The 26,768-nt window shown below is 71.5% G+C and carries 23 protein-coding genes, 2 tRNA genes and 1 other RNA gene; 14 read left to right on the top strand and 12 right to left on the bottom strand.

Features of this window, described 5'->3' with window-relative positions; genetic code table 11:
• Positions 1-98: 98 nt before the first annotated feature.
• Positions 99-1,352 (top strand): Cys-Gln thioester bond-forming surface protein, encoded by a 1,254-nt coding sequence (locus tag ACVDFE_RS05080; protein WP_458429721.1) that lies wholly within the window; start codon positions 99-101, stop codon positions 1,350-1,352.
• Between the two features lie 79 nt (positions 1,353-1,431).
• Here ACVDFE_RS05080 and ACVDFE_RS05075 read toward each other — a convergent pair whose 3' ends face one another.
• A complete protein-coding gene (locus ACVDFE_RS05075) occupies positions 1,432-2,745 on the bottom strand; it encodes a BNR-4 repeat-containing protein (RefSeq protein ID WP_458429720.1) in 1,314 nt (437 codons plus the stop codon).
• A gap of 189 nt (positions 2,746-2,934) precedes the next feature.
• On the opposite strand from ACVDFE_RS05075, the gene ACVDFE_RS05070 reads away from it, so the two are divergent.
• On the top strand, positions 2,935-3,105 hold the full coding sequence (locus ACVDFE_RS05070) for an antitoxin (RefSeq protein ID WP_360396920.1): 171 nt from the start codon (positions 2,935-2,937) through the stop codon (positions 3,103-3,105).
• On the top strand, positions 3,106-3,747 hold the full coding sequence (locus ACVDFE_RS05065) for a putative glycolipid-binding domain-containing protein (protein ID WP_360396919.1): 642 nt from the start codon (positions 3,106-3,108) through the stop codon (positions 3,745-3,747).
• Between the two features lie 127 nt (positions 3,748-3,874).
• On the opposite strand, the gene ACVDFE_RS05060 is transcribed toward ACVDFE_RS05065, so the two are convergent.
• From ACVDFE_RS05060 to ACVDFE_RS05035, 6 genes are all read right to left on the bottom strand, one after another.
• A complete protein-coding gene (locus tag ACVDFE_RS05060; protein ID WP_360396918.1) occupies positions 3,875-5,059 on the bottom strand; it encodes a thiolase family protein in 1,185 nt (394 codons plus the stop codon).
• A gap of 16 nt (positions 5,060-5,075) precedes the next feature.
• Complete coding sequence (locus ACVDFE_RS05055; RefSeq protein WP_458429718.1) at positions 5,076-6,794, bottom strand: hypothetical protein; 1,719 nt, start codon at positions 6,792-6,794, stop codon at positions 5,076-5,078.
• A gap of 9 nt (positions 6,795-6,803) precedes the next feature.
• Positions 6,804-8,348: a fibronectin type III domain-containing protein gene (locus ACVDFE_RS05050; protein WP_458429717.1), complete on the bottom strand. Its 1,545-nt coding sequence runs from the start codon at positions 8,346-8,348 to the stop codon at positions 6,804-6,806.
• Between the two features lie 9 nt (positions 8,349-8,357).
• The gene (locus tag ACVDFE_RS05045; RefSeq protein ID WP_458429716.1) at positions 8,358-9,296 is read right to left on the bottom strand and encodes a prephenate dehydrogenase; all 939 of its coding nucleotides are present in this window, start codon (positions 9,294-9,296) and stop codon (positions 8,358-8,360) included.
• A gap of 46 nt (positions 9,297-9,342) precedes the next feature.
• Complete coding sequence (locus ACVDFE_RS05040) at positions 9,343-9,633, bottom strand: hypothetical protein (RefSeq protein WP_360396914.1); 291 nt, start codon at positions 9,631-9,633, stop codon at positions 9,343-9,345.
• A gap of 217 nt (positions 9,634-9,850) precedes the next feature.
• Positions 9,851-11,056 (bottom strand): M20 metallopeptidase family protein, encoded by a 1,206-nt coding sequence (locus ACVDFE_RS05035; RefSeq protein ID WP_360396913.1) that lies wholly within the window; start codon positions 11,054-11,056, stop codon positions 9,851-9,853.
• A gap of 60 nt (positions 11,057-11,116) precedes the next feature.
• Here ACVDFE_RS05035 and ACVDFE_RS05030 point away from each other — a divergent pair, with 60 nt between their 5' ends.
• From ACVDFE_RS05030 to ACVDFE_RS05020, 3 genes are all read left to right on the top strand, one after another.
• The gene (locus ACVDFE_RS05030; RefSeq protein ID WP_360396912.1) at positions 11,117-11,605 is read left to right on the top strand and encodes a tRNA adenosine deaminase-associated protein; all 489 of its coding nucleotides are present in this window, start codon (positions 11,117-11,119) and stop codon (positions 11,603-11,605) included.
• On the top strand, positions 11,602-12,051 hold the full coding sequence (locus ACVDFE_RS05025) for a nucleoside deaminase (protein ID WP_458429714.1): 450 nt from the start codon (positions 11,602-11,604) through the stop codon (positions 12,049-12,051). Before ACVDFE_RS05030 ends, ACVDFE_RS05025 begins: the two co-directional genes overlap by 4 nt.
• Before the next feature lie 32 nt (positions 12,052-12,083).
• Positions 12,084-12,171: transfer RNA gene (locus ACVDFE_RS05020), tRNA-Ser, on the top strand.
• A gap of 117 nt (positions 12,172-12,288) precedes the next feature.
• On the opposite strand, the gene ACVDFE_RS05015 is transcribed toward ACVDFE_RS05020, so the two are convergent.
• Together ACVDFE_RS05015 and ACVDFE_RS05010 are read right to left on the bottom strand one after the other, a co-directional pair.
• Positions 12,289-13,056: a maleylpyruvate isomerase family mycothiol-dependent enzyme gene (locus tag ACVDFE_RS05015; RefSeq protein WP_458429713.1), complete on the bottom strand. Its 768-nt coding sequence runs from the start codon at positions 13,054-13,056 to the stop codon at positions 12,289-12,291.
• A 2-nt stretch (positions 13,057-13,058) separates the two neighbouring features.
• Positions 13,059-13,829, bottom strand: a complete 771-nt coding sequence (locus tag ACVDFE_RS05010) for a maleylpyruvate isomerase family mycothiol-dependent enzyme (RefSeq protein WP_458429712.1) — start codon at positions 13,827-13,829, stop codon at positions 13,059-13,061.
• Between the two features lie 200 nt (positions 13,830-14,029).
• Between ACVDFE_RS05010 and ACVDFE_RS05005 the strand changes: the two genes are divergently transcribed.
• Positions 14,030-16,471, top strand: coding sequence for an endonuclease/exonuclease/phosphatase family protein (locus ACVDFE_RS05005; protein ID WP_458429711.1), 2,442 nt, complete (start codon positions 14,030-14,032; stop codon positions 16,469-16,471).
• Positions 16,472-16,498: 27 nt separating this feature from the next.
• Here the strand turns inward: ACVDFE_RS05005 and ACVDFE_RS05000 are convergent, their stop codons facing one another.
• Together ACVDFE_RS05000 and ACVDFE_RS04995 are read right to left on the bottom strand one after the other, a co-directional pair.
• Positions 16,499-17,143, bottom strand: coding sequence for a GOLPH3/VPS74 family protein (locus ACVDFE_RS05000; protein ID WP_458429710.1), 645 nt, complete (start codon positions 17,141-17,143; stop codon positions 16,499-16,501).
• A 60-nt stretch (positions 17,144-17,203) separates the two neighbouring features.
• Positions 17,204-17,288, bottom strand: a tRNA-Ser gene (locus ACVDFE_RS04995).
• Between the two features lie 142 nt (positions 17,289-17,430).
• Here ACVDFE_RS04995 and ACVDFE_RS04990 point away from each other — a divergent pair.
• The 7 genes from ACVDFE_RS04990 (at position 17,431) to ACVDFE_RS04960 (ending at position 23,322) form a co-directional block, all read left to right on the top strand.
• Positions 17,431-17,769: a YciI family protein gene (locus tag ACVDFE_RS04990; protein ID WP_360396904.1), complete on the top strand. Its 339-nt coding sequence runs from the start codon at positions 17,431-17,433 to the stop codon at positions 17,767-17,769.
• A 7-nt stretch (positions 17,770-17,776) separates the two neighbouring features.
• A complete protein-coding gene (locus ACVDFE_RS04985) occupies positions 17,777-18,955 on the top strand; it encodes an RNA polymerase sigma factor (RefSeq protein WP_458429709.1) in 1,179 nt (392 codons plus the stop codon).
• A gap of 82 nt (positions 18,956-19,037) precedes the next feature.
• Positions 19,038-19,134, top strand: an RNA gene (gene ffs, locus ACVDFE_RS04980) — signal recognition particle sRNA small type.
• A gap of 30 nt (positions 19,135-19,164) precedes the next feature.
• The gene (locus ACVDFE_RS04975) at positions 19,165-21,216 is read left to right on the top strand and encodes a DNA polymerase III subunit gamma and tau (protein ID WP_458429708.1); all 2,052 of its coding nucleotides are present in this window, start codon (positions 19,165-19,167) and stop codon (positions 21,214-21,216) included.
• Positions 21,217-21,889: 673 nt separating this feature from the next.
• Positions 21,890-22,192: a YbaB/EbfC family nucleoid-associated protein gene (locus tag ACVDFE_RS04970; RefSeq protein ID WP_360397099.1), complete on the top strand. Its 303-nt coding sequence runs from the start codon at positions 21,890-21,892 to the stop codon at positions 22,190-22,192.
• Positions 22,193-22,198: 6 nt separating this feature from the next.
• Positions 22,199-22,807 (top strand): recombination mediator RecR, encoded by a 609-nt coding sequence (gene recR / locus ACVDFE_RS04965; RefSeq protein ID WP_458429707.1) that lies wholly within the window; start codon positions 22,199-22,201, stop codon positions 22,805-22,807.
• Positions 22,808-22,848: 41 nt separating this feature from the next.
• Complete coding sequence (locus tag ACVDFE_RS04960; protein ID WP_458429706.1) at positions 22,849-23,322, top strand: uridine kinase family protein; 474 nt, start codon at positions 22,849-22,851, stop codon at positions 23,320-23,322.
• On the opposite strand, the gene ACVDFE_RS04955 is transcribed toward ACVDFE_RS04960, so the two are convergent.
• The gene (locus tag ACVDFE_RS04955; protein WP_458429705.1) at positions 23,301-26,579 is read right to left on the bottom strand and encodes an AfsR/SARP family transcriptional regulator; all 3,279 of its coding nucleotides are present in this window, start codon (positions 26,577-26,579) and stop codon (positions 23,301-23,303) included. The two genes, ACVDFE_RS04960 and ACVDFE_RS04955, sit on opposite strands and share 22 nt — an antisense overlap.
• Between the last annotated feature and the right edge of the window lie 189 nt (positions 26,580-26,768).

Raw genomic sequence — 26,768 nt, 5'->3', positions numbered from 1 at the left:
TTCCTGTCGGTTCGGTGTCGACTTCCGGTGTCCACCGCTCCGGCCGAAGTACTCGACTTTTCCTGCGTTCGGGCTAACTTCAGCGAGCAAGGAGACCCATGGCTTCCCGGTTGAGGATCGGCGCGGCGCTTCTCGGCGCTGCCGCCCTCCTGTCCCTCTCGACCCCCGCGGCGTTCGCCGACGTCGTCGTCACGCCCATCGAGGGCGACTGGCAGTACGGCCATGACGTCTACCTCGTGCCCAAGGTCGGCAACACCCCTCCCCGGCACAACGACGAGTTCAGCACCGGCCTGATCGGTGTCAAGCTCAAGGAAGACGGCAAGGAGGGCCGCTTCCAGGCGTACTGCGTGGAGCTGCCGACCGACCTGGAGAAGGGCAAGCCCCTCCAGGAGGTGCCGTGGGACAAGCACCCCAACCCGAGCACCAAGTTCAAGGACAACGCGGGCAAGGTCCTCTGGATCCTGACCAACTCGTTCCCGACCAAGTCGGTCAAGGAAGTCAACGACAAGTTCGGCGACGGCAAGAAGCCGTACGACGACCGCGAGATCATCGCGGCCACGCAGGCGGCGATCTGGCACTTCACCGACGGTGCCCAGCTCGACGAAGCCAGGGAGCTCGCCGGCGGTGAGAAGGGCGGCGGCGCCGACCTCGTCAAGCTCTACAAGAAGTTCCTCGCGGAAGCCCAGGACCTGAAGAACGACCAGCCGAAGCCGACGCTGCAGGTCGAGCCGGCCGAGGTCAAGGGTGTGGCCGGTGGGCTGCTCGGCCCGTTCACGGTCACGACGACCGCGGGCGAGATCACGCTGACCGCGAAGCTCCCCAAGGGCGTCACGATCACGGACAAGGACCGCAAGCCGCTCGCCGTCGCGAGCTCGGGTGACGAGCTGACGGCCAAGGCCAAGGACACGGCCGAGAAGGTCACCGAGTTCTACGTCGACGTGCCCGGCGACGCCAAGCCCGGCCAGGTCGAGCTGACGGTCAAGGCGGAGGCCTCGCTGCAGGCCGGTCGGTTGTTCGTGTCCGAGGACAGGAACCAGAAGACCCAGTCGCTGGTGATCGCCAAGGCCTCCGAGGTGAAGGTCGAGAAGCCGGCTCGGGCCGAGTGGACCGCGGGGACGACGGTTCCGCCGACGACCACGACGACGACCACCACGACCACCACCCAGCCGACCACGACGACGGTCCCGCCGACCACGACGACCACGGCCCCGCCGGCTCCGGGTGGTGGCACGGACGAGGACCTCGCCTCGACCGGTGCCTCGATCCTGTGGCCGCTCGTGGGTGGCCTCGTGCTCATCGGTGGCGGTGTCGCCGCGCTGTTCGTGGTGCGGCGCAAGAAGGCCGGCGCCTGATCTGAGCGCCTGACAGACGAACGCCCCCTGGGTCCGCGCCGGTCCAGGGGGCGTTTGCTGTCTCATGGGCCGGAACCGGTCAACGCCGGGCCAGCCCCACCACGCTGATGTCCCCGTCGGCCACCGCCACGTCCCGCTGCGACGAAGCGCCCGAGAAGATCGCCCTGGCCGGGTCGCGGAAGTTCGCCACCACCTCGACGCGCTGCACCGGCTTGGCCGTCGGGATCACCGTCTCGGCCTCCCAGGTCCGCCCGAACCGCACGAGGTGGGTCAGGACGTTCGGCTTGCCGTCCTCGGTCGCGTAGACGCGCCAGGTGAGCGGGTCCACGGGTTCGATCTCGCGGGTGCGCAGGCCGCGGGCCACCTCGCGGGTGTCCCAGCTCCGGCCGTTCCACGTCGAGAGGTGGTTGCGGAGCGGGCCGCCGTCGGGGTCGCCGGAGAACCACAGGACGAACGGCCGGCCCAGCACCGTGCCGACCTGCTGGACGTAGTCGGGGGACTTGACGTTGTTCGGGACGGTCAGCGGGGTCTCCGCGACCTTCAGGAACGACTCCTGGTCGGCGTCGTCCACCTGGGTGCCCAGATCGCGGCCGGACGCCGAGTAGAAGTGCAGGTCACGGGGGTCGAACCAGGTGTAGTAGATGTTGCGGTGGTAGCGGTCGTGCTTGTGGCCCTCGAAGCCACCGCCGGCGAGCGTGTAGGCGATGCGGACGCGGCCCGAGTCCTCCAGGCGGAGCTGACCGATGTAGATCTCGTTCATGTTGTCGGAGCGCGCGGTGGAGCCGATGGCGAACGGGTGGCCGGTGAGCTCGGTGGAGCTCTTCCACGTCTTGCCGTTGTCCTTCGACACCACGTAGAGCATCGGGCGGGTGTCGGTGGGGACGTTCGGGTCGAGGTCGCCCGAGGTCTCGCGGTAGAACACGTAGATCGTGCCGTCACGGGTCACGAACGGCATCGGGTACGTGGCCGCGTTCTTGGAGATCACGGTTTCCGCCCACGTGCCGTCGGCCGAGTGCGGCCGGGGTGAGCGGGACATGCGCAGCTCGACGTTGTGCATGCCGCGGAAGACCAGCAGGTGGCCGTCGCGGGCCTGGACCACCGTCGGGTAGTTGTGGGCGTCCGAGTCGCCGTCGGCGATGCGGTGCGGGGGCGACCAGGTGGCCGCGCGGTGGTCGTACGACTGGACGTAGCTGTCCTCGTACTGGCCCGCCCACGAGATGAACGTCTTGCCGGCCTTCCGGTCGTGCACCCCGCCGGCGACGGGGCGGCGGTCGCTGCGGGCCGCCACGTTCGTGGCCGTGGTCGTCACCGCGAACTCCGCCTTCCCGGGCTTCCCGGCCGTGGCGTTGGCCGGGGGGACTGCGACGAGCGGCAACAGCAGTGCTGCGGACATAACTCCACGCAGGAGCCGTGTCATGGGGCGATCCTCCTGGTTCTGACCGCAACGGCGGCCGACCAGGCGGCGGCGTGGCACATCATGGTTGCCGCCGGGCCGAATTGTCCAGGTGCAGTCAGCGTGATCGCGCCTATCACCACGCGGGGGCTCCTCGGGTACCCTGCGTCAGGAGCGGAGGAGCACCACATGAACTTCGACGAGATCAAGAACAAGGCCCTGGACCTGGCTCAGCAGCACCACGAGCAGGTCGACAAGGGTGTCGACGCGGCGGCTGACTTCGTCGCGCAGAAGTTCGGTCACGAAGAGCAGGTCGACTCGGTTGCCGAGAAGATCAAGGACATCCTTCCAGGTGGATGAGTGAACTCCTTCAACGCCACTGACGCGGGGCGGGTCACCTCGAACGGGGAGACCCGCTCTCCTTCTGCACGCCGGCCCGAGATGATCACCTGGCAGGGGCTCCACGAGCCCCGGCTGGAGCAGGTCAGGCTGCTGCTGTCGAACGACCAGCGCCTGCGTGCCTCCGGCCGGCTGGTGGCCGCCGGGCCGGACGAGCAGTTCAACGCCTCGTTCGAGGTCTCCGTCGGCGAGAGCGGCCAGGTCAACCGGTTGCTGCTGCGCACGGCCACGGTGCTGGAGGAGCGGCAGTGCTCGCTCAGCCGCACCGAGGACGGTGCCTGGCTCGTCGACCACGGCCAGGGCGCCAAGCGCGAGACGTTCAACGACGCGCTCGACGTCGACGTGCAGTTCTCCGTGCTGTTCAACGCCATCCCGATCCGGCGGCTGGACCTGCACCGCGAGGAGGGCGAGCACAACCTGCCGGTCGTGCGGGTCTCGCTGCCCGACCTCACGGTGCGCGCGGTCACCCAGACCTACAAGACGATCTCGGTCGGCGACGAGGTCTCGGTGGTGCGCTTCAAGAGCGGCGGGTTCGAGCAGAACATCAAGGTCGACCAGAACGGCCTGGTGCTCGAGTACCCGTTGATCTCGAAGCGCATCTGACCGGTCAGAACACCTCGGCGAGCGGTTCCGGGTCGATCGCGGGCTCGGCGGCCTTGACGCGGAACCGTTCCGGCGCGGGCCGCCGACCAGGCCCGCGCGGTTCTGGCGCGCCCCCGAAACCCGGCGACTAGACCCGCACGGCCACCGCGACGCCCTGGCCCACGCCGACGCACGCGGCAGCGATGCCCACGCCGCCACCGCGTTGCCGCAGGTGGCGGCACACGTCGATGATCACTCGCGGCATCGAGGCGCCGAGCGGGTGCCCGTAGGCGATGGCGCCGCCGTGCACGTTGACCTTCTCCTTGTCGATCTCCGGCAGGTGGTGCAGCACCGACAGCGCCATGGCCGCGAACGCCTCGTTGACCTCCCACAGGTCGACGTCGGCCGCGTCGAGGTGCAGGCGCTTCAGCAGCTTCCTGATCGCTGACACCGGCGCCACGGTGAACCGGTGCGGCTCCTCACCGGTCGTGGCGCTGCCCAGCACCTCGCCCAGCGGTTCCACGCCCAGCTCGGCCGCGAGCGCCTCCGTGCCGAGCAACGCGGCCAGCGCGCCGTCGTTCAGCGGCGAGGCGTTGCCCGCGGTCACCGAGCCGGTGTCGGAGAACGCGGGCTTGAGCTTGGCCAGCTTCTCGGCGCTCGTGTCGGCGCGGACGTTCTCGTCGCGGCGCACCGCCGTGCCGTCGGGCAGCTGCACGGGGAACGCGAACCCCTCGTGCACGCCTGCGTCCCACGCCGCCGCCGCACGCCGGTGCGACCGCAGCGCGAAGTTGTCCATCTGCTCACGGGTGATGCCGAGCTCATGGGCGACGGTCTCCGCGGCCAGCCCCAGCGGCACCGTGTAGTGCTTCGGCATCCGCGGGTTCACCAGCCGCCAGCCCAGCGCCGTGGACACCGTCTCCAGCCGGTCGGGGAACGCCCGGTCCGGCCGCGCGGTCACGAACGGCGCCCGGCTCATGCCCTCGACCCCGCCCGCGATCAGCAGGTCGGCGTCCCCGGTGACCAGCGCCCGCGCGCCCTGGATGATCGCCTCGCCACCGGACGCGCACAGCCGGTTCAGCGTCGCGCCCGGCACGCTCACCGGCAGCCCCGCCAGCAACGCCGCCATGCGCGCCACGTTGCGGTTGTCCTCACCCGCGCCGTTCGCGTCGCCGAGCAGCACGTCGTCGATGCGCGCGAGGTCGAGGCCGGGGTAGCGGCGCAGCAGGTCCACGATGGGCAGAGCGGCGAGGTCGTCCACCCGGATGCCGGACAGCCCTCCCCGGTACCGGCCGAACGGCGTGCGGGCTGCGTCGAGGATCAAAGCGCGGGCCATTGGTCCATCTTGGGGTCTACGGCTTCAGCAAGAAGGGAACGTAACCCGTTTCGGGGTGTGCCTCCGGGTCGGTGCTGAACGCCCTGACCTCGATCGCGTGCGGCCCTTCCGTGAGCGAGGCGGTGTTCAGCGAGATCCGCCACCGGCCCGCGCCCGCGGGCCCGTCCGCCGTGGTGGGGACGGTCGCGATGTGAGTGCCGTCGAGCCTGACCTCGAACCCGGCGAGACCCGCGACCGCCGCGTCCAGCGCGGTGATCCTGATCTCCAGCACGACCCGGCCCCTCGCGAGCGCGGCACCGTTCTGCACGGGCTGACCACCCGAGTCGAGCACCTCGGCGACGGGGTCGGCCAGCGACGGGCGGGCGTCCACGAGCGGGCTGCCCGAGTCGCGCTTCGAGATGCCGGAGACGGGGCCGGTGAGCTCGACGTCGGTGTGCGTGACCTGGACGCGGTCCGCGGTGAGCAACCCGACGTTCAGGGTGTCGGTGAACGCCTCCCGCGGCAGGTCGGCCACGGCCGCGTACTCGGCGCCGGGCTTCCACTGCTGGCCCTCGACAGCGGGCCGCAGCGGCACCTCGACGTCGTTGACCTCCACCCGGTCGACCGGCGGACCCTCCCCGGAAGGGATCAGCGCGAGCCGCAGCTGACCGGCGGTGACGTCCGGGATGCGCTTGACCGGCGCGGGTGCCGCGTCGACCCGGACGTTCGGCGCGGGCACGTTCGGGGGCGCCTCCGCCGCGGCGGCGCGGAAGCCGATCAGGTCGATGCCGGCCCTCACCCGGTCACCGGCGAGCGCGGCGATCCCGGCGAGAGCGGTCGCCTCCCGCCACGGCGGCACGAACGGCGAGGTCGCGACCACCTCGCCGTCGCGGTGCACCTGGACGCCGCTGGGCCCGACCACCAGCTCCCAGCGCACGCTCATGCCCGGCACGGCGGCGGGAACCGGCTTGGTCGCGGTGCCGCCGGGGACGAGCTCGACGACCGAGTTGCCGGCCGCGTCGGTGCTGACGGTGGCGCGGACGGCGTTCGGCAGCACCGGTTCGCCTTGCACGCTCACCGGACCGGGGACCAGGTCCAGCAGCAGCCTGCCGCCGCTGCCGGGGGCGTCGGTCTCCACGACGAACCGGCTCTCGTCCGGCCCGCGGACGAACGGCGTGCGGGCGCGCAACGACACCGCGCGCGTGCCGCAGCTGCTGCTGATCACGAGCCGGTCGTGGTCGTCGTCGTCACCGGAGGTCGCGCGGGCGCAGTCGGTGCGCTTGCCGAACCGCCAGCGCCCCTGGTCCGGCTCGTCGGTGCCGTCGAACCGGTCGACGAACGAGTACTGCGCGGTGTCGGCCCGCGGCGTCGCCCTCGTGCGGGCGGGCTCGGAGTACTGGCCGAACGAGTCCACCGCGCGGATCTCGACCTCCTGCTCCTGGTCGTTGCGCAGACCGTTGAGCTGGGTGCCGGGACGGGTCACGAGCTTGCGGTGCTCACCCCAGCGCACCTCGTAGGCGGGGGCGTCACCGGTCCACGTGAGCTGCACGCGGTGGTGGCCGGGGCGGGCGGTGACGGCACCCGGCGCGGCGGGACGGCCCTGCGGGCCCGGCACGAGCGCGAGGTCGGCCGCGAACGGCTTGAGCTTCGTCGGCGGCGGCGGAAGCTCGGGCGTGCTCGGGTCGCCGGTGTCCCTCAGGAGGACTACACCGACCACCAGGGCCAGGCCCGCGACGGCGAAGGCGACCCGCTTCATGTGGTCACGCTAAGGCGTTGTGCGCAGCTCGAACACGGTTTCGGTGGTAACGGGTTCGCCATGATCGGCCGGAAGGACGCTCAGCTTGAGCCGGGGGCGGGCACCGAGGTCCGCGGTGTTCAGCCAGAACTCGTGCCGGCCGGGAACGGCGCCGCCCTGCTCGTTCGTCGGCAGTGCCACGACGCGCTTGCCGTCGAGCTCCAGCTCGATGCCGCGGTGGCCGATCGCGTTGATCTCCGCGGTGACGAGCACGCGTCCGGTACGGGGCAGCTGCTGCGGTGGTGTGGTGCCGTTCTCGTGCATGACCTGGAGCCGCGGCGGGCCGGTTCTCATGCCGCCCGGCCGGTCGGGCAGGCGGGGCAGCGTGCCGGGGCGGCTCTCCGGTTTGCGGAACACCACGAGCTGCGCGTCCCGCGGCGCCTCGACCCCGCGGTCACCCAGCGGCAGGTCCACCACCGACGGTTCCTCGCCCCTCAACGTCACGAGCTTCGCGGCGATGGCGTCGTGCGGCACCTCGACCGTCGCCGGGAGGACCTCGGTGGGCACCGCCCGTTCCTCGACGCCGCCGACCCCGAACGAGTCGAGGAAACCGCCGCCGTCGATCCGGATCCGCGGGTGCGCCAGCGGAGTGGTGAGCACGACCGGCTCACCCGCGACCACCACGCCGTCGCGCACCGCGAGCACCGCGTCGGGCAGCACCCGCAGCTCCCAGCGGTGCCGCACACCCGCCACGAGCCCCGTCAGCGGCGCGTCGCCCAGCTCGACCTGCCGGTCGCTGCGCGGCAGGTCGGGATCGGCGACGATGCGCGTGCCCTGGGTGGTGATGTCGAGGCTGACCGCGCCCTTCGGCTGGAACTCCTGGTCCTTCAGGAAGTGCCACGGCGCGGGCAGCAACGTCAGCCGCACGTGGCTCGACTCGACCGCACCGGCGACGCTGATGATCGCCCGCCCGGTCGCACCGTCCCGGCCGGGCACCCCGAACCGGATCGGCGTGTTCGACTGGAACATCGCCGTGCCGCAGTCCACGTCGACCCGCTTGCCCCGGCCGAACGGCCGCAGCCCCAGGCAGTTCTGCTCCGCCTCGACCCGCCACTTGCGCGGGTCCAGCGCCTCCGGCCCGTCGAACCGCTCGGGCTGCCCGACGAGCTCGTCGTCCCACCGGTCGTCGTAGAGGTCCTGGGGCGTGGCGGTGATCATCAGCGGCTCCGAGCGCCGCCCGATCGCGTTGACCGCGCGCACCTCGACCCGGACCTCCTGGTCCGGCCGCAACCCGGCGAGCTCGACCTCGGGGTTCGGCACCAGCTGCTCGTTGCCGTTCCACCGCACCTCGTAGGCCGGTGCGCTGCCGGCCCAGCTGACCTGCACCGCGTCCGCGTCGAGCGCCTGCGTCCGCGGACTGGCCGGCTTGACCGGCTCCTGCTGCTGCACGACCCGCACCCGGTCGTCGACCTCGCGCTTCAGGTTGTCCGGCGCATCGCTCGCCCGCAGTGCGACCACGGCGGCCACGACCAGCGCGAGCCCACCGAGCCCACCCGCGAGCGTCCGTCGATCCACCCGGCGACCTTACGACGTTTCCGCAGCGGCGGTGCTTCCGTTCAGCGCAACCACACGCCCACCCCGGGACCCCAGGTTGCGCAGCGCCGCGAGCGCCCCCGGCTTGCTCAGGTCGAGCGTCACCGCCGCCCTCGCTGGCTGCTCGACCAGCGCTTTCCTGCCCTCGTGCCCGGCCTCGATGGTCTTGGCCAGCCCACCGGTGCTCGCGAGCGACCCCCGTGCCGCCCCCAACCGCCCCAGCGCGTCGTCCACCGCCATCAGCAACGCGTCCCGGTTCCCCTCGCACATCGCCCTGACGAGCTCCGGCCGGCTCCCCGCGACCCGCGTGCCGTCACCGAAGCTCCCCGCCGCCAACGCCAGCGCCAGCGGCCCGCCACCCGCGCCGACCGCGGCCAGCACCGCGGCCAGGATGTGCGGCAGGTGGCTGATCCGCGCGACCGCCTCGTCGTGCTCCTCCGGCGTGGTCGGCACGACGTGCGCCCCCAGGTCCAGCGCCAACCGCATCACGTCGACCAGGTGGTCGTCCGCCTCCTCCGGCGTCACCACCCAGGCGGCGTTCTCGAACAGCCCCGCGCTCCCCGCGTCCCACCCGCTGCGACTTGTCCCCGCCATCGGGTGCCCACCCACGAACCGCACCTCCGGCGCATACCGGTGCACGGCGTCGTGGACGGGCCCCTTCACGCTGGTGACGTCGGTGAGCCGGGTGTTCGGCGGAACCTTCCTGAGCAGGTCGGGCAACGCGGGCAACGGCACCGCCAGCACGACGAGCGCCTCGGGGTCGCGCCGGAGGGCCTCCTCGACCCCGACGACGTCGAACCCCTCCGCCCGCGCCCGGTCCGCGTCGTCCCTGCTCGCCGTGGCACCCCACACCGTGCGCCCGGCCGCCTTGGCGCCCCGCAGCACGGACCCGCCGATCAGTCCCAGTCCGATCACGCACACGTCTCGCACACCGCACATCATTCCGTGCGAGGCGGCTTCGGACGACAACGCCTCGTCAGGCCCCGCCGCCAAGTCGCCGCAGGACGGACTTCGCGCCCTGCGCGCTCACCCGCGTGACCACGACCGCGCCGGCCAGGGCCGTGAGCGTGATCATCAGCGCCGACTGCGGATCTTGGCCGCGCTCGATCAACCATCCGGTGAAGGCAAAGGTCATCGCCACGATCAGGGCGTGCGCGATCGTGAGTGGTTGTGCCACGGCAAAGCTCCTGTTTCCCGAAACGGTCGAGCAGTCGCTCGACTGAGAAACGAAGTCTTGCAGCGGTGGAAGTGCGAGACGATCGGCCATAGGCGGGGACTTGAATTCCGATTGACACCACCAGGTGGGTGATCTTGCCGCTTGGATCCGGCTTTCAGTGCAGGTCGACAGCGTTCCCGGCCTCGAAAAACATCCGGTTGGGTTAACAAGCTCCATTCCGTTCGGCGTGGAAACGACTGTCGATCGTTCTCCGCGGCGCGGTCGTGGACAACCGCACCGCGGAAACGGATTTCGCTCCGAGCCGTGCCTACCGGAGGGCGTCCAGCGCGAACGCCGCGTACATCGCCACCCCGTGCTCCATCGACGCCTCGTCGAACAGCACCCGGTTCGAGTGGTTCGCCTCCGCCTCCTCCACGTCGACCCCGCGCGGGCAGCCGCCGACGAACGCCAGCGCACCCGGCACCCGTTGCAGCACGTAGGAGAAGTCCTCCGCACCCATCAGCGGGTCCGGCAGCGGCTCGCTCCACGACGGGCCCATCGCCGACGCGGCGAGGTCGAGCACGTGCTGACCGACCGCGTCGTCGTTCACGGTCACCGGGTAGCCGGGCACGATGCTGATCTCCGCGCGGCACCCGTGGGCGGCCGCCGTGTGCTTCACGACCTGCTCGAGCTCGGTGTGCACCTGCTTGCGGGTGAGCTCGGACAGCGTCCTGATGGTGCCGTCGAGGGTGGCGACCTCGGGGATGATGTTGGTGGTGGTGCCGGCCCTGATCTGGGCCACCGTGACCACCGCCGGCTGGTGCGCGCTGATCCGCCTGCCCAGCATCGTCTGGATCGCGCCCACCATCGCCGCGGCGGCGGGCACCGGGTCGACGGCGTTGTGCGGCATGGCGCCGTGGCCGCCGCGGCCCTTCACGTGGATGTGGAACGTGTCGGCCGACGCCATGATCGGGCCCGGCCGGCAGGTGATCACACCCGAGCGCAGCTTCGACGTGATGTGCAGTGCGAAGGCCTTCTCCACGCCGTCGTCGAGCAGGCCTTCCTCGATCATGTACCGGGCACCGTGGTAGCCCTCCTCGCCCGGCTGGAACATGAACAGCACCCGGCCCCGCAGCGCGTCGCGGCGGTCGGCGAGCAGGCGGGCGGAGGCCGCCAGCATCGCCACGTGCGTGTCGTGGCCGCAGGCGTGCATCGCTCCGTCCACTTCGGACGCGAACGGCAGGCCGGTGTCCTCCTGCAGCGGCAGGCCGTCCATGTCGCCGCGCAGCAGCACCGTGGGCCCCGGCTGCTCGCCCTCCAGCACCGCGACGACCGACGTCGTCGACTTGCCCGTGGTGATCTTCAGCGGCAGGCCCTCCAACGCGTGCAGGATCGCCGCCTGCGTCTTGGGGAGCTGAAGGCCCTGTTCGGGGTGGCGGTGCACCTGCCGCCGCAACGCGACCGTGCGCGGCTGGAGCGCGCGGGCCGCCTCGAGCAGTCCGGCGAAACGGGGTTCCGGTGTGGTTGTGCTCATCCTCCGATGGTCGCACCACCTCGGCTACCGGGAAGGTCGTCTGAGCCCTACGGTGTGCACATGACACAGCAGGAGCCGGTCAACGGCTTCGCGGTCGCGGTCGTCCGGGAGGACGGCCGCTGGCGGTGCAGCAGGATGGACAGCTCCGCGCTGTCGGAGCTGGACGCGGCGATCACCCAGCTGCGGCAGCTCAGGTCGACCGGTGCGGCCTTCGGCCTGCTGGCCGTCGACGACGAGTTCTTCATCGTCCTGCGCCCGGTCCCCGGCGGCGTGGCCCTGCTGCTGTCGGACGCCGCCGCGGCACTCGACTACGACATCGCCGCCGACGTCCTCGACCTCCTGCGCGTCGAACCGCCCGACGAGGAGGACACCGAGCTCTGGCCGGAGGGCGACCTGGGCGTCCTCGCCGACCTCGGCATGCCCGCCCACGAGCTCCAGATCATCGTCGACCAGGTCGACCTCTACCCGGACGAGCAGCTCCAGATGATCGCCCAGCGCATCGGCTTCATCGACGAGTTCGTGCAGCTGCTCGACACGATCCAGGCGTGAACGACGACGAGGACCTGGTCCGCAGGGCCGTCCGCGCGGCCGCGAACGCGGGCACCGACGTCCCGATCGGCGCCGTCGTGTTCGCCCCCGACGGCACCGTCCTCGCCGAGGCCTGCAACGCCCGTGAAGCCCTCGGCGACCCCACCGCCCACGCCGAGGTCCTGGCCCTGCGCGCGGCAGCCACGAAGTACGGCGACGGCTGGCGCCTCGACGGCTGCACCCTCGCGGTGACGCTGGAGCCCTGCACGATGTGCGCCGGCGCCCTCGTGCTGGCACGTGTCTCCCGCCTCGTCTTCGGCGCCTGGGAACCCAAGACGGGCGCCGTCGGCTCGCTGTGGGACGTCGTGCGGGACCGCCGGCTCAACCACCGGCCGGAGGTGCGCGGCGGTGTGCTCGAAGACGAGTGCGCTGACCTGCTGGAACGCTTCTTCCGGACCCAGCGTTAAACCCCTGGATCCGACTGTGTATTGTTCTTACCGGTGGCGTGTCCGAGCGGCCGAAGGAGCACGCCTCGAAAGCGTGTGAGGTGAAAGCCTCCGTGGGTTCAAATCCCACCGCCACCGCCAAAGCTGGAAGGCGAGTGCTCACGACGAGCGCTCGCCTTCTTGCTTTGGCGGGTGTTTTGTGGGGGCGGAGCCCCCACACCCCGCCCTGGGGGCAAGCCCCCAGACCCCCACCATGGCTCAGAACCTCACCGCGGCCAGGAACTTCTCCAGCAGCGCGGCGTCGCCGGTCACCTCGAAACCGTCGACCGGCCGCCGCTGGTACAGCACCAGCACCACCTCGAACGCCGGCCCGCTCAGCGACGCGTCAGCCGCCACCTCCCCGTGCCGGAGCGCCACGGGCGCCTCACCGCGCAGGTCGACCAGCCACTCCTCCGCGCCGGTCGCCGTGAAGCGCAGCACCCCGGACCCGAGCAGTGCGGACGCCTCCGGCCGGAGGGTGAAGATGAACGGCAGCAGCGTCGTCATCCACTCCCACAGCGCGTCGCAGGTCACCCGCTCGCCGACCTCGAACGGCAGCCCGAGCGCCTGGCACGCGTCGAACCGGTGCACGACGGTCTCGTGCGCCATCCGCCGTCCCCAGAACCGCGGCCCCGCCATCCCGGCCATCACCGCGATCGGCTCGTCGACCCGCACCCCGGACATCCGGTCGGCCAGCAGCTGGGCGCCTTCGAGCAGCCACGGGCCGAGCTCCGCGGTCGTCTCCCCGGCGTAGCCGGACACCGAGTGCGCCTTGCTGAACGACCGGTCGGTCTCCTGGACGCGCCGCTCGACCATCTCCGCGACCCAGCGGTGCGCGTACCCGAGGTGGCGCAGCAGCTGGTTGACCGTCCAACCGGGGCACGACGGCACCGGCGCCGACAGGTCGGCGCCGTCCACCGCGGACACCAGCAGCGACGTCTCGGAGACGATCGTGGCCAGGCGCTCGTCGTAGCTCAGGGACCCCACGGTCAGAAACGTACGCCCCGCACCAGCAGGTCGAGCAGCGCGCGGTCGCCGAACACCTCCAGCCCCTCCACCGGGCGCCGCCGGTACATCGCCAGCACCAGGTCCACGACCGGGCCGCGCACCGCCACGTCCGCCTTCTCGTGGCCCTCCCGCACCACCGGCGCCGCACCCGTGAGGTCGATCACGAACTCGGCCTCGGCGTCCGTCGCGTGCAGGTGCACGGTGCCGGTCCCCACCAGGGCCGCCGTCTCCTCCGGCCACCGCGTGAACGCGTAGGGGACCGCGAGACCGGTCCACTCGCGCAGCGTGTCCTGGGCGATCTCGGGGTCGAGGTCGAACGGCAGGCCCAGCGCGTTCAGCGCGTCCCACCGGTGGACCGCGGTCTCGTGGGTCATCCGCCGCGACCACACGCGGGGGCCGGGGTGGCCCTCGACCGGCGCGATCATCTCGTCGGGGTCGACGGAGCGCAGCACCTCGGCCAGCGAGGCGGCTCCCTCCCGCAGCCACGGGATCAGCACCGAGGCCTGTTCACCCACGTACGAGGACAGGTGGTGGGCGCCGTTGCGGGAGAAGTCGATCTCCGGCAGCCTCTCCCTGAGCATCACGTCGGCCCAGCGGTGGACGTGGCCGAGGTGGCGCAGGAGCTGGTTCAGCGTCCAGTCCGGGATCGACGGGACAGGAACGCGCAGGTCAGCGCCTTCGAGGGCGGCGGTCAGCAGTGCGGTCTGGTTGATGATCTCGGCGCAGCGGCGCTCGTAGCTCGGAATCCCCACACCTGTGAACATAGGGACGCCGGCCGGTGCCTGGGAGGGGCCCACCGGCCAGCGTTCCGAAAACGAGCATACACCATGATCGAACACTTGTTCGAGTGATCATTGCTGGGCCAACTGGTTAACCGTTAGTGACAACAGCTTCCAAACACCACTCGATCGAGGAAGGATGCGGCGGTCCGCCGCATCCCCTGGAGGAAGTTTTGAGACCCACCCTGCCCGGTGTCGGGACAGCGGTGGTGGCGCTCGTGTTCGCCGCCGTCCCCGCCGTTGCCGCACCCAGCTCCGATGCGCTGATCTCCGAGGTCTACGGGGGCGGCGGCAACTCCGGCGCCACCCTCACGCAGGACTTCGTCGAGCTCGCGAACAAGGGCACGGCCCCCGTCGGCCTGGACGGCTTCAGCGTCCAGTACATCTCGGCGAGCCCCGGCGCCTCCACGCAGTGGGGCGTCACCCCGCTGACCGGCAGCATCGCCGCCGGCAAGACCTTCCTGGTCGCCCAGGCCAAGGGCACCGGCGGCACGGTCGAGCTGCCCACCCCCGACGCCACCGGCACCCTCGCCATGAGCGCCACCGGCGGTGCCATCGCGCTCGTCTCCGGCACCACGCCGCTGACCTGCAAGACCGCCGCCGACTGCGCCGCGGAGCCGCGTGTGAAGGACCTCGTCGGCTACGGCACCGCCGTCGTGCGCGAGGGCACCGCGACCGGTGCGCTGAGCAACACCACCTCGGCGGCCCGCAAGACCGGCCTGCCCGACACCGACGACAACTCCGCCGACTTCACCGTCGGCGCCCCCACCCCGACCAACTCCAAGGGCGAGACCCCGGGCGGCGGCGACCCCGGTCCCGGCCCCGACCCGGACCCCACGCCCGGCGACAAGCGCATCCACGACATCCAGGGCGTCACGCGCATCTCGCCGCTCGTCGGCCAGAAGGTCACGAACGTCCCCGGCGTCGTCACCGGCACGCGCGCCACGGGTGACCGCGGCTTCTGGATCCAGGACACCAAGACCCCGGACGCCGACCCGCGCACCAGCGAGGGCGTGTTCGTCTACACGGCAGGCTCCGCGCCGACCGTCGCGGTGGGCGACGAGGTGCTGGTCAGCGGCACGATCGCCGAGTACCGGCCGGGCGGGGAGACGGGCTCGAACCAGACCCTCACCGAGATCACCGCTCCGACCACGACCACGCTGTCCAAGGGCAACGCGGTCCCGGCACCGGTCGTCGTGCAGAACATCCCGGCCGGCTACCTGCCCGCCCCCGGCGGCAGCATCGAGCAGCTCCCGCTGGAGCCGGAGAAGTACGGCCTCGACTACCTCGAGTCGCTCGAAGGCACGCTGGTGCAGGTGAACGACGCCCGCGTCGTCGGCCCGAGCAACTCCTTCGGCGAGGTCTGGGTGACGGTCAACCCCGACCAGAACCGCAACCAGCGCGGTGGCACCACCTACACCGCGTACGACCAGCAGAACAGCGGCCGCCTGAAGATCAAGACCGCCGGTCAGCTGCCCGCCGCGAACGTCGGTGACGTGTTCGCCGGCGCGACCGTCGGTGCCGTCGAGTACACCAACTTCGGCGGCTACACGCTGGCGGCGCTGACCCTCGGCCAGCACGTCTCGTCCAACCTGCAGCGCGAGATCACCGCGCAGCAGAAGGAGTCCGAGCTCTCGGTCGCGACCTACAACGTCGAGAACCTCGACCCGTCCGACCCGCAGGAGAAGTTCGACCGGCTCGCCGACGGCGTGACCACCAACCTGCGCAGCCCGGACGTCGTTGTCCTGGAAGAGATCCAGGACAACAACGGCGCGACCAACGACGGTGTCGTGGCCGCGGACCAGACGCTGCAGAAGTTCTCCGACGCGATCGTCGCCAAGGGCGGCCCGCGCTACCAGTGGCGGCAGATCGACCCGGAGAACCTCAAGGACGGCGGCGAGCCCGGCGGCAACATCCGCGTCGGCTTCTTCTTCAACCCGCAGCGGGTGTCCTTCGTGGACCGTCCCGGTGGCGACTTCAAGACGCCCGTCCAGGTCGTGAAGAAGAACGGCCGTGCCGCGCTTTCCGTGTCACCGGGCCGGATCGACCCGCTGAACGACGCGTGGGCCAGCAGCCGCAAGCCGCTCGCCGGCGAGTTCAAGTTCCGCGGCCGCACGGTCTTCGTCGTCGCGAACCACTTCAACTCCAAGGGCGGCGACGAGGCCGTCCACGGTCGCAACCAGCCGCCGAGTCGCACCTCCGAGGTGCAGCGCGGCAAGCAGGCGGCGTCGCTCAAGGCGTTCACCGAGCAGATCCGCGCGATCGACAAGGGCGCCAACGTGATCCTCGCGGGCGACCTGAACGACTACCAGTTCTCGCCCGCGCTGAAGGCGCTGACCGGTGACGGCAACCTCAAGGCGCTGATCGAGACGCTGCCCGTGAACGAGCGGTACAGCTACGTCTTCGAGGGCAACTCGCAGACGCTCGACCACCTCGTGATGAGCAAGAACATCACGCGCTTCAGCTACGACGTGGTCCACGTCAACGCCGAGTTCGCCGACCAGGCGAGCGACCACGACCCGCAGATCGTCCGCCTCCGCCCGTCCACGGGTGACGCGAGCGTCGACCGGATCGTGTTCACGCTCGAGGACGTCATCGACTGCCTCAAGAAGTAACCCGCTCCACCTGCTGCCGTCGCCGCGTCATCCAGCTGACGCGGCGGCGGCAGCGGCCGTCGCGGCCGCGACACCGGCCTGGATCGCCTGGATGGCCTTGCGCACGGCGTCACCGGCCCAGTTGCCGGCGGCGATCTCCCCGGCCCGCCGCTTCAGCTCGCGCTTGTCGCCCTCGAACACCCGGTGCACCGCGTTCGCCGCGTGCAGCAGCGTGATCAACGACCCCGTGCGCGCATCCGCTCCGCGGTACCCGTGCACGACCTCGCCGACTGCCTTGCGCACCTCGTCGTCCGCGCGCTCGTTGGTGATCACGTAACTCCTGCCGGGGAAGATCCCGAGCACCCTGCGCGCGTCCACCCGCACGGCGCCACGGGCCTCCAGGTCCGCGAGCACGTTGTCGCGCACGCGTTTCCGCAGCCGCTCCACCGCCTTCCGCGGTGACATCGGCTTGTCGATCCGCGCGACCGACTCCCGCAGCAACGGGTCCGCCAGCGGCGCCGGGTCGACGACCTGGAGCTTCTTGCCGGTCGGTTCGAACGCGACCCGCCCCGAGCTCACCAGCTCGATGAGCACGGCACCGGCGAGCGCGTTGTCCGCCGACGCCGAGTCGACGTGCAACTTCCCGTTCTGCCGGTTGATGAACAGCAGCATCAGCTCTTCGTGCAGCACCATGCCACCGTAACGCGAGAAGGGCGCCGAACGGTGAGGTTCGGCGCCCTTCTGCGAAGAGAGCGGAGGATACGGGATTTGAACCCGTGAGGGGGTGAACCCAACACGATTTCCAGTCGTGCGCACTAGGCCGCTATGCGAATCCTCCGTGGAGAACCTTACCGGACGGGTGTCCCACGGCCCAAAACGGGGGGTCTCGACCACCTCGCCGAAAAATCTTCTGAGGCCGTGTCGATCTGGCGGGTGCCCGCTCGTCGTGATCCCGTAGACCCGGACCGAGGAGGACTTCCGTGAAGTACATGCTGTTGATCCACGCCGCCGCCGACCAGGAGGCCAACTGCACCGTCGAGGACTGGATCGCCTACGAGAAGGAGATGAAGGACGCGGGCGTCCTGGTCTCCGGGCACTCGCTGGCCGACCTCGTCACCGCGACCACCGTCCAGGTCGGACCGGACGGCCGGCGCAGCGTCACCGACGGGCCGTTCGCCGAGACCCGCGAGGTCCTGGGCGGCTACAACGTCATCGACGTGCCCGACCTCGACGCGGCACTGGAGTGGGCGGCCAAGTGCCCCGGCTCGCGTGACGGCGGCGCCGTCGTCGTGCGGCCGATCGCCGAGTTCGACCTCTGAGTTCTCGATGAACGTCGAGCAGGTGTTCCGGGAGGAACGCGGCCGGCTGCTCGCCACCCTGGTCAAGCGCTTCGGCGACCTCGACCTCGCCGAGGAGGTCACCTCCGACGCGATCGAGGCGGCGCTGCGGCACTGGCCGGTCGACGGGGTGCCGGACCGGCCCGGCGCGTGGTTGCTCACGACCGCGCGCCGCAAGGCCGTCGACCGGCTGCGGCGCGACCGGGTGCACGCCGCCCGGCTCGCGCTGCTGCAGGTGGAGGTCGACCGCGCGGACCCGCCGAAGGGCGACGCGCTGCCGGACGAGCGGCTGGAGCTGTTCTTCACGTGCGCGCACCCGGCGCTGGCGGAGGAGGACCGCGGGGCGCTCGTCCTGCGGTGCCTCGCCGGCTTCACGACGCCGGAGGTCGCGCGGGCGCACCTCGTGCCCGTGACGACGATGCAGCAGCGGATCGTGCGCGCGAAGAAGAAGATCAGGGAGGCGCGCATCCCGTTCCGCGTCCCCGACCCGCACGAGCTCCCGGAACGCCTGCCCGGCGTGCTGCAGGCCGTCTACTCGATCTTCACCGAGGGCTACGCCGCCCAGCGCGCCGACCTCGCGGCGGAGGCGGTCCGGCTCGCGCGGATCCTGCGCGGCCTGCTGCCCGACCGCGAGGTGACGGGCCTGCTGGCGTTGATGCTGCTGGTCCACGCCCGCCGGGACGCGCGCGCCGAGCTGCTGGAAGACCAGGACCGCTCCCTCTGGGACCGCGACATGGTCGACGAGGGCAGCGCGCTGGCCGAGCAGGCGCTGACCGGCGGCCACGGCCCGTACGGCGTGCAGGCGGCGATCAACGCCCTGCACGACGAGGCACCCGACTTCGCCTCGACGGACTGGCCGCAGATCGTCGCGCTCTACGACGTGCTGCTGAAGCTGGCGCCGTCGCCCGTGGTCGCGCTGAACCGGGCCGCCGCGGTCGCGATGCGCGACGGTGCCGCGGCGGGCCTCACGTTGCTCGACGAGCTCGCCGCCGAACCCAGGCTGCGCGACTACCACCCGTACCGGGCCGCCCGCGCCGACCTGCTGCACCGCCTGGGCCGTTCCGCGGAGGCCGCCCAGGCCTACCGCGAGGCCATCGCACTCGCCGGCACCGCGTCCGAACAGGACTTCCTGCGCCGCAGGCTCACCGCCGTCGAGGAGAAACCGTGATCATGAAGTGGTTGTCCACAGGTGGGGACAACCCTGTGGGTAAGTCGAACATGCGTTCGAAGAACTAGATCGGTTACACTTGCGTCGGACCTCGTGCGGCACACATCTCGCGAACCTCCCCAGGGCCGGAAGGCAGCAAGGATAAGCGGGCTCTGGTGGGTGCACGGGGTCCCCTTTTTGTGTCGGTGCTCCCCGGTACTGTCTGCGGCGTGGCGCTCGCTCTGTATCGCAAGTACCGTCCGGCCACGTTCTCCGAGGTCGTCGGCCAGGAGCACGTGACCGATCCGCTGCGTGTCGCACTGTCGGCGGGCCGGGTGAACCACGCGTACCTGTTCAGCGGTCCACGCGGCTGCGGCAAGACCTCGTCGGCCCGCATCCTGGCCCGCTCGCTGAACTGCGTGAAGGGCCCGACACCCGACCCGTGCGGCGAGTGCAACTCGTGCATCGGCCTCGCGCCGAACGGCACCGGCAGCGTCGACGTGGTCGAGCTCGACGCCGCGTCCCACGGTGGTGTGGAGGACGCCCGCGACCTGCGCGACAAGGCCTTCTACGCCCCGGCGGAGGCCAAGTACCGCGTCTTCATCATCGACGAGGCGCACATGGTCACCACGCAGGGCTTCAACGCCCTGCTGAAGATCGTCGAAGAGCCGCCGGACCACCTGATCTTCATCTTCGCCACGACCGAGCCGGACAAGGTCCTCCCGACCATCCGCTCGCGCACGCACCACTACCCGTTCCGCCTGATCCCGCCCGGCGTGATGCGCAGCCTCCTCGAACGCAACTGCGCCGCCGAGGGCGTCGCCGTCGAGCCCGCGGTGTTCCCCCTGGTGATCCGCGCGGGCGGCGGCTCCGCCCGCGACACCCAGTCCGTGATGGACCAGCTCCTCGCCGGCGCGGGCCCCGAGGGCGTGCGGTACGACCGTGCCCTCACCCTGCTCGGCGTCACCGACTCGGCCCTGATCAACGACGTGGTCGAGGGCCTCGCGGCCGGCGACGGCGCCGCGGTGTTCGGCACCATCGACAGCCTGGTCGAAGCGGGCCACGACCCCCGCCGCTTCGCCTCCGACCTCCTCGACCGCCTCCGCGACCTCGTCCTGCTCTGCGCGGTGCCCGACGCGGCCGACCGCAACCTCGTCTCCGCCCCGGCCGACGAGCTGGCGACCATGTCGTCCCAGGCCGAGCGCATCGGCCCCGCCGCACTCACGCGTTACGCCGAGATCGTCCACACCGGCCTGGTCGAGATGCGCGGCGCCACCGCCCCCCGCCTGCTGCTGGAGCTGCTCTGCTCCCGCATGCTGCTGCCCTCGGTCTCCCAGTCCGAGGCCGCACTCCTGCAACGCCTCGAACAACTCGAACGCCGCCCACCCGCCGCCATCGCGGCCGGTCCCGGCGACCCGTCGGCTGCTCCGGCCGGCGGTCCGGTGTTCACCCGCAGGTCCCAGCAGGCCGCCACTCCACCTGCGGCACCCGCGCCGGTCGCGGCGGTTGCTCAGCCCGCTCCTCCCGTTGTCGAGCCCGCTCAGCCCGTTGTCCAGGCCGTCGCCCAACCGGTTGCTCCGCCCGTTGCCGCTCAGCCCGTCGCTGTTCAGCCAGAACCTGTCGCTGCTCCCGCTGCCGCGGCGGTTCCTGCTCCGTCGGAACTCTCGACCGCTCCCAGCACCGGCGCGATGGACGCGCCGGCCGTGCGCCGCATCTGGTCCGAACTGCTGGCCGCGGTCCGCTCCAGCAGCCGCAGCACCGAGGCGATGCTGACGAACGCGATGGTCAGCGAGGTCGACGGCAACGTCGTCACCATCGCCCACACCTCCGCCCCCCTGGCCCGCCGCCTGGCCGAACCCCGCAACACCGAGGCCATCGCCGCAGCTCTGTCCGCCGTGCTCGGCGGCACCTGGCAGGTCCGCTGCATCCACGGCACCCCCGGCGCCACCACCCAGGCCTCCGGCCCGGCCAAGGCCCCCCGTCCCGCGCCGACCCGCCCGAGCCAGTCGTCCGCACCGCCGCAACCCCCGGCCCGCCCCCAGCCAGAACCCCAGCCCCGCGCGGCCCCGCGCCCACCGGTCGACGACGTCCCACCCCCACCGGAACCCCCGGAGCCCGACGAGCCCCTCCCGCCAGAGCCGTACGACGAAGAGGCAATGCTCGCCGAGGCCGCCCGCCCAGCCGACCCCAACGCAACGCCGGTCGCGGCCCTGGACCCGGAGGCCAAGATGTTCCAGCTCCTGGCCGACGAACTGGGCGCCCGCCCGCTGAAAAAGGCCTGACGGGTTCCGCACGCGCCACCCGACCGGGTGAAGCTTGTCCTGATCCACGCCTGGGCTCGTCCTGTAGGTGTCCGGATCACACCTGCTCCGGCGCCCGCAGGTATGGAAGCGCGCGGAGGGGGCGATGCTCGTGGTCGAGCCGGGGCGGCGGCATCGGTGAGGCCGCGGTGCTCAGCCGGTGTCGTGGGTGAGGACAGCCCATGGGGGCGGCCGGCGTGCGCACCCGGTGCGGTGGTTGGGAGGTAGGCCGCGGGAGCGGTGGCCCGCGCGGCACCGCGCACCAGCGTTCCCGGCACCTGGACCACCCGCGCACCCACGCTGGCACCGTGGCCACCGCACGTGCCGCCACCGCACGCGCCGCCCACCGCACCGCACCGCACCGCACGCGCCGCCGCCCCACGCGCCGCGCACCACACCGCACCGCACCGCACCGCGCGCCGCCGCCTCACCGCGCGTGGGGCCACCGCATGTGTCGCGCGCCGCCCACTTCACGCGCCGCCCATGCGCCGGCACCCCACACGCCGCCCGATTCCACGCGCCGCCCACCCCACCAGGCCCCCACCCCACCCAACCCCCACGAGGGGCGAGCCCCACCCACCGACGCTGCGCGCCGTACGCTGGACCCCACTCCCAACCCACCCGAGAGGACCAGCAGGTGCAACCCGGTTTCGACATGCAGGCACTGCTCCAGCAGGCCCAGAACATGCAGCAGCAGATGGCCACCGCCCAGCAGGAGCTGGCCGAAACCGAGGTCGCCGGTTCCGCGGGCAACGGCCTCGTCACCGCGACCGTCACCGGTGGCGGTGAGCTCATGAACCTCACCATCGACCCGAAGATCGTCGACCCCGAGGACGTCGAGACGTTGCAGGACCTGGTGATCGCCGCCATCAAGGACGCGAACACGAAGGCCCAGCAGTTGGTGGAGCAGAAGCTCGGTCCGCTCGCGCAGGGCGGCCTCGGCGGATTGCTCGGGTAAGTCGCGATGTACGAGGGGCCGGTTCAGGACCTCATCGACGAGCTGGGCCGGCTGCCCGGTGTCGGCCCGAAGAGTGCGCAGCGCATCGCCTTCCACCTGCTCGCGACGGAGCCCGCGGACATCGAGCGGCTGCAGAGCGCGTTGCAGAAGGTGAAGGAAGGCGTTGTGTTCTGCGACGTCTGCGGCAACGTGAGTGCGGAGACCACCTGCCGCATCTGCCGGGACCCGAAGCGGGACCTGACGCTGGTGTGCGTGGTCGAGGAACCCAAGGACGTGCTCGCGGTCGAGCGGACCAGGGAGTTCAAGGGGCGCTACCACGTGCTCGGCGGGGCGCTCGACCCGCTCAGCGGGGTGGGGCCGGACCAGTTGCGGATACGGCAGTTGCTCACGCGGATCGGCACGCCGACCAACGGGGTCGACATCTCCGAGGTGATCATCGCCACGGACCCGAACACCGAGGGTGAGGCGACGGCCACCTACCTGGTGCGGATGCTGCGGGACTTCCCGGGGCTCACGGTCACCAGGCTGGCGAGCGGGTTGCCGATGGGTGGCGACCTGGAGTTCGCGGACGAGCTCACGCTGGGGCGTGCGCTATCTGGGCGCCGGAGCATGTGACGAACCATCCACCGCGGTTGGGCAGCACCAGGCTGATCGCGGTGGATGGTCCTTCCGGCGCGGGGAAGTCCACCTTCGCGGAGCGGCTCGCCGAGCAGCTCGGGGCTCAGCTCATCCGCACCGACCACTTCGCCACCTGGGACGATCCCGTCACGAGGTGGTGGCCGCGGCTCGTGCGGGCGCTCGACGAGGTCGCGGAGGGCAGGACCGGTCGTTACCGCACGACCGACTGGTCGCAGGGGTTCGCGCGGCCGGAGCAGGGGGAGTGGGTCGAGGTCGAGCCACGACCGGTGCTGGTCCTGGAGGGGTTCTCCGCCGCCAGGAAGGCGAACCACCGCGCCAGCACCGCGATCTTCGTCGACCACGGCACCGAGGAGGCCCGGCTGGAACGCGCGGTCGCGCGGGACGGGGAGCGGCACCGGGAGCACTTCCGGCGGTGGCAGCAGTTCGAGCGCGGCTGGTTCGCCGTCGACGAGACGCGGGACAGGGCCGACTACGTGGTCACCGCGAGTTGATCGCGCACCACGTCGGCCTCCGGTGAGCCGATCGCGTTGAACACCTCAAGCGCCGACTCCCAGTACTTCCTCGCTGCCGCAACGGATCCCGACGCCAGTGCCGCGTCACCGGCCAGGCCGAGCGCCCGCGCGTAGACCCAGCGGTGGCCGGACGACTCGCCGAGTGCGGACGCGCGCAGGGCGCATTCGAGGGCCTGGGCGGCGTCGCCCGTGTCGAGGTGGATGCGGCCCAGCACGAGCAGCACCTCCATCTCGGCGCTGCGGAACTGCGACCGGCCCGCCTCCACCAGCGCCGAGGTCGCCTGCGCCAGCGCCTCCTCGTAGCGGCCGACCCCGCGGTACGCGGCGGCCAGACCGCGGCGGGCGAGGATCATGCCCCACGAGTAACCGGTCTCGGTCGCGCTCGCCAATGCCGCCGAGAACTGCGTCAGCGCCTCCTCGTAGCGCTTGGCACCTTCGAGCGCGCGGCCCAGCAGGTTCGTGGCGTCGCACGAGCTCTTGACGTTCTCCAGGTCAGCGGCGATCTCGATGGCCGCACGGGCGTGTGTCGCCGCTTCTTCGTACCGGCCGCGCATCAGCAGGGTGATGGCCATGCCTTCGTGCAGCGTGTGTCCGAACGTGCGGGCCGCGGAACGTTCGTACAGCTCGCCCGCGCGCACGAAGTAGTCGGCGCCGAGGTCGGCTTGGCCGCGCATCGCGTACACCTCGCCCAACGCGCGCATGACGTGCGCCTGGGTGATCCACGAGTCGAGCCGCGTGCCGGCTTCGAGGGCCTCCTCGAAGTTCGCGGCGGCCCGGTCGAGCTGGCCGAGCTGCATGTAGATGCCGCCGAGGTTGAACAACGCGGTGGCCTGCAGCTGGTCTGCCTGGACCCGCCTGGTGATCACCAGCGCGCGTTCCAGGTGGTCGGCGGCGTGCTCCAGCTCGCCGAGGTCGATGTAGACGCCGCCCGCGTTCGACAGGACCGCGGCCTCCGCCTGCGGCAGCGAGATGCGCGGCACCAGCGCGATGGCCTGCTGGTAGTAGCCGAGGGCGTTGCGGAGCTGGCCGGTCACCCAGTAGAGCGTGCCCAGCGACGACAGCATCGCGAGCTGGCCGAGCTCGTCGCGGGGTGCGCGGGCGCCCAGCAGGCCCGCCTTCGCGGTCTCCCGCCACTCCGCGGCCAGGCCCTGCGTGTGGAAGTAGCCGCGCAACGCGTCCGCCAGCAGCCACGGCGAGTTCTCCGGGTCGCGTTCCACGGCGTGCGCGACCAGCGCCACCAGGTTGCCGCGTTCCACGTCGAGCCAGCTCAACGCCTCGGTCGAGGTGCTGAACGCCCGCGGCACCACCCCGTCGAGCGGGTCGGGGCGGGGGAAGCGGAACAGCGTCGACTTGAGCGCGGCCGTCGCGTTGTCGACCGACCGCACCGCCCAGTCCACCAGCCGCCGCAACGCCAGGCGCGCGTCGACCTTGCCCTCCTCGAACGCCAGCCGCTCGGCCGCGTAGTCGCGCAGCAGGTCGTGGAACTGGTAGCGGGACGGCGCGTGGTTCGCGATCAGGTTGGCCGTGGCCAGGCGGTCCAGCCGGCGGCGGGCGTCCTGCGGGGTCAGCCCGGACAGCGCGGCCGCCATCTCCGGTGTGAAGTCGGTACCGGGCACCAGCGACAGCAGGCGGAACATCTGCGCCAGCTCCGGCTTCAGCGCCGTGTAGGAGAGGTCGAACGCCGCGTGCACCGCGACCCGCTCGTCGCCCTCCACGGCCAGCGCGGCGAGCCGGTTGCCCGCGCGCAGCTCCTCGACGTAGTCCGCGATCGACAGCTCCGGCCGCGACACCAGGTTCGCCGCCGCGATCCGCAACGCCAGCGGCAGGTGCGCGCACAGCGCAGCCAGCTCCGCGGCCGCGTCCTCCTGCGCGTCCACCTCGGCGGCGCCCACGATGCCCGCGAGCAACGCCCTGGTCTCCGGCCAGTCGAGCACGTCGAGCCGCACGTTCGAGGCCGCGTGCGACACCGCGAGCCCGCGCAGGGTGTCCCGCGAGGTCACCAGCACCGCACAGCCCGGCGACCCCGGCAGCAGCGGCCGGATCTGCTCGGCCGACGACGCGTTGTCGAGCAGCAGCAGCACCCGCTGACCGGTCAGCGTCGAGCGGAACATCGCCTCCTGCTCGTCCTGGTCCAGCGGCACCTGATCGGGTTCGGTGCCCAGCGCCCGCAGGAACCGCGGCAGCACGTCGACCGCGCTCAACGGCGGACCGGGGGCGTACCCGCGCAGGTTCACGTACAGCTGGCCGTCCGGGAAGTCCGACCGCATCCGGTGCGCCGCGTGCACGGCCAGCGCCGTCTTGCCCACGCCCGGCGGACCGGCAAGTGTGACGACCGGCACGCCCTGGGCGGTCCGGAGCAGGGCGATGATCAACGCCACGGCCTCGTCGCGGCCCACGAAGTCGGGGATGTCGGCGGGCAGCTGCGACGGCACCACCCGCTCGGGCTTCGCCGCCACGACCGCGGCACCGGAGACGGCGGGCGCCACCGCGTCGATCGAGCCGGAGAGCACCTGGCCGTGCACCCGCCGCAGCTCGTCACCGGGGTCGATGCCCAGCTCGTCACCGAGCAGCCGGGACACCCGCTGGTAGGCGGCCAGCGCCTCGCTCTGTCGGCCGGAGCGGTACAGCGCCACCATCAGCTGCGCCCAGAACCGCTCGCGCAACGGGTGCTCGCTGGTCAGCCGGGACAGCTCCGCCACCAGCTCGCCGTGCCTGCCCAGCTCCAGGTCGACCTCGACCCGGCGTTCCAGCACGTGCAGGCGGCGTTCGTTCAGCCGCGGCACCTCGTCGCGGTGCAGGATCTCCGACGGCACGTCGACCAGCGCCGGACCCCGCCACAGGCCCAGTGCGGCGGTGAATGCGGCCGACGCGGCCGGCAGGTTCCCCGCGGCGCGCTCCTGCTCACCCTGCTCGATCAGCGGTTCGAAGCGCATCAGGTCGATGGTCTTCTCGTCCACGTCGATCAGGTATCCGTCTGGCACGGTCCGAATGGGCACGGACGGACCGAGCAGCTGCCGCAGCCTCATCACGTACGTCTGGAGCGTCGCGCGGGCCCTGGCCGGCGGCTCGTCGCCCCACACGTTCCCGGCGAGCTCGTCGACCGACACCGACGTGCCCGCGCGCAGCAGCAGCGACACCAGCAACGCGCGCTGCCTACCCGCTCTCACCAGCAAAGGTTCGGAGTCGACGAGCACTTGCAGAGGGCCGAGCACGCGGAACTCGACGTGCCTGCTCATGCGCCCTCCTCCGCGTGTCGCTGTTGTTTCTACAGCCTAGGAGAGCGTTCGACGCATCTGGCGTGCTCACGTTGGGTCAGCGCGCATGCGCCGGACGTATCAGAATGCCTGGTCTAGTGGCCGGATCGTGACCTGGACTACCTCGGGAGGGGTATGAACAACGGTTATGGTCGGCGACCACACCGTGAG

Source organism: Lentzea chajnantorensis (assembly GCF_054300775.1).
This window is presented reverse-complemented; position numbering and strand designations above follow the sequence as displayed.

Bases quoted from the DNA above. Each gene is read 5' to 3' on its own strand.
- ACVDFE_RS04985 (WP_458429709.1), top strand. From the start codon at position 17,777: ATGAACGTCGAGCAGGTGTTCCGGGAGGAACGCGGCCGGCTGCTCGCC.
- ACVDFE_RS05040 (WP_360396914.1), bottom strand. From the start codon at position 9,633: ATGGCCGATCGTCTCGCACTTCCACCGCTGCAAGACTTCGTTTCTCAG.
- ACVDFE_RS05030 (WP_360396912.1), top strand. From the start codon at position 11,117: ATGACACAGCAGGAGCCGGTCAACGGCTTCGCGGTCGCGGTCGTCCGG.
- ACVDFE_RS05080 (WP_458429721.1), top strand. From the start codon at position 99: ATGGCTTCCCGGTTGAGGATCGGCGCGGCGCTTCTCGGCGCTGCCGCC.
- ACVDFE_RS05055 (WP_458429718.1), bottom strand. From the start codon at position 6,794: ATGAAGCGGGTCGCCTTCGCCGTCGCGGGCCTGGCCCTGGTGGTCGGT.
- ACVDFE_RS05000 (WP_458429710.1), bottom strand. From the start codon at position 17,143: ATGGTGCTGCACGAAGAGCTGATGCTGCTGTTCATCAACCGGCAGAAC.
- ACVDFE_RS05060 (WP_360396918.1), bottom strand. From the start codon at position 5,059: ATGGCCCGCGCTTTGATCCTCGACGCAGCCCGCACGCCGTTCGGCCGG.
- ACVDFE_RS05075 (WP_458429720.1), bottom strand. From the start codon at position 2,745: ATGTCCGCAGCACTGCTGTTGCCGCTCGTCGCAGTCCCCCCGGCCAAC.
- ACVDFE_RS05035 (WP_360396913.1), bottom strand. From the start codon at position 11,056: ATGAGCACAACCACACCGGAACCCCGTTTCGCCGGACTGCTCGAGGCG.
- ACVDFE_RS04970 (WP_360397099.1), top strand. From the start codon at position 21,890: ATGCAGGCACTGCTCCAGCAGGCCCAGAACATGCAGCAGCAGATGGCC.
- recR (WP_458429707.1), top strand. From the start codon at position 22,199: ATGTACGAGGGGCCGGTTCAGGACCTCATCGACGAGCTGGGCCGGCTG.
- ACVDFE_RS04955 (WP_458429705.1), bottom strand. From the start codon at position 26,579: ATGAGCAGGCACGTCGAGTTCCGCGTGCTCGGCCCTCTGCAAGTGCTC.
- ACVDFE_RS05070 (WP_360396920.1), top strand. From the start codon at position 2,935: ATGAACTTCGACGAGATCAAGAACAAGGCCCTGGACCTGGCTCAGCAG.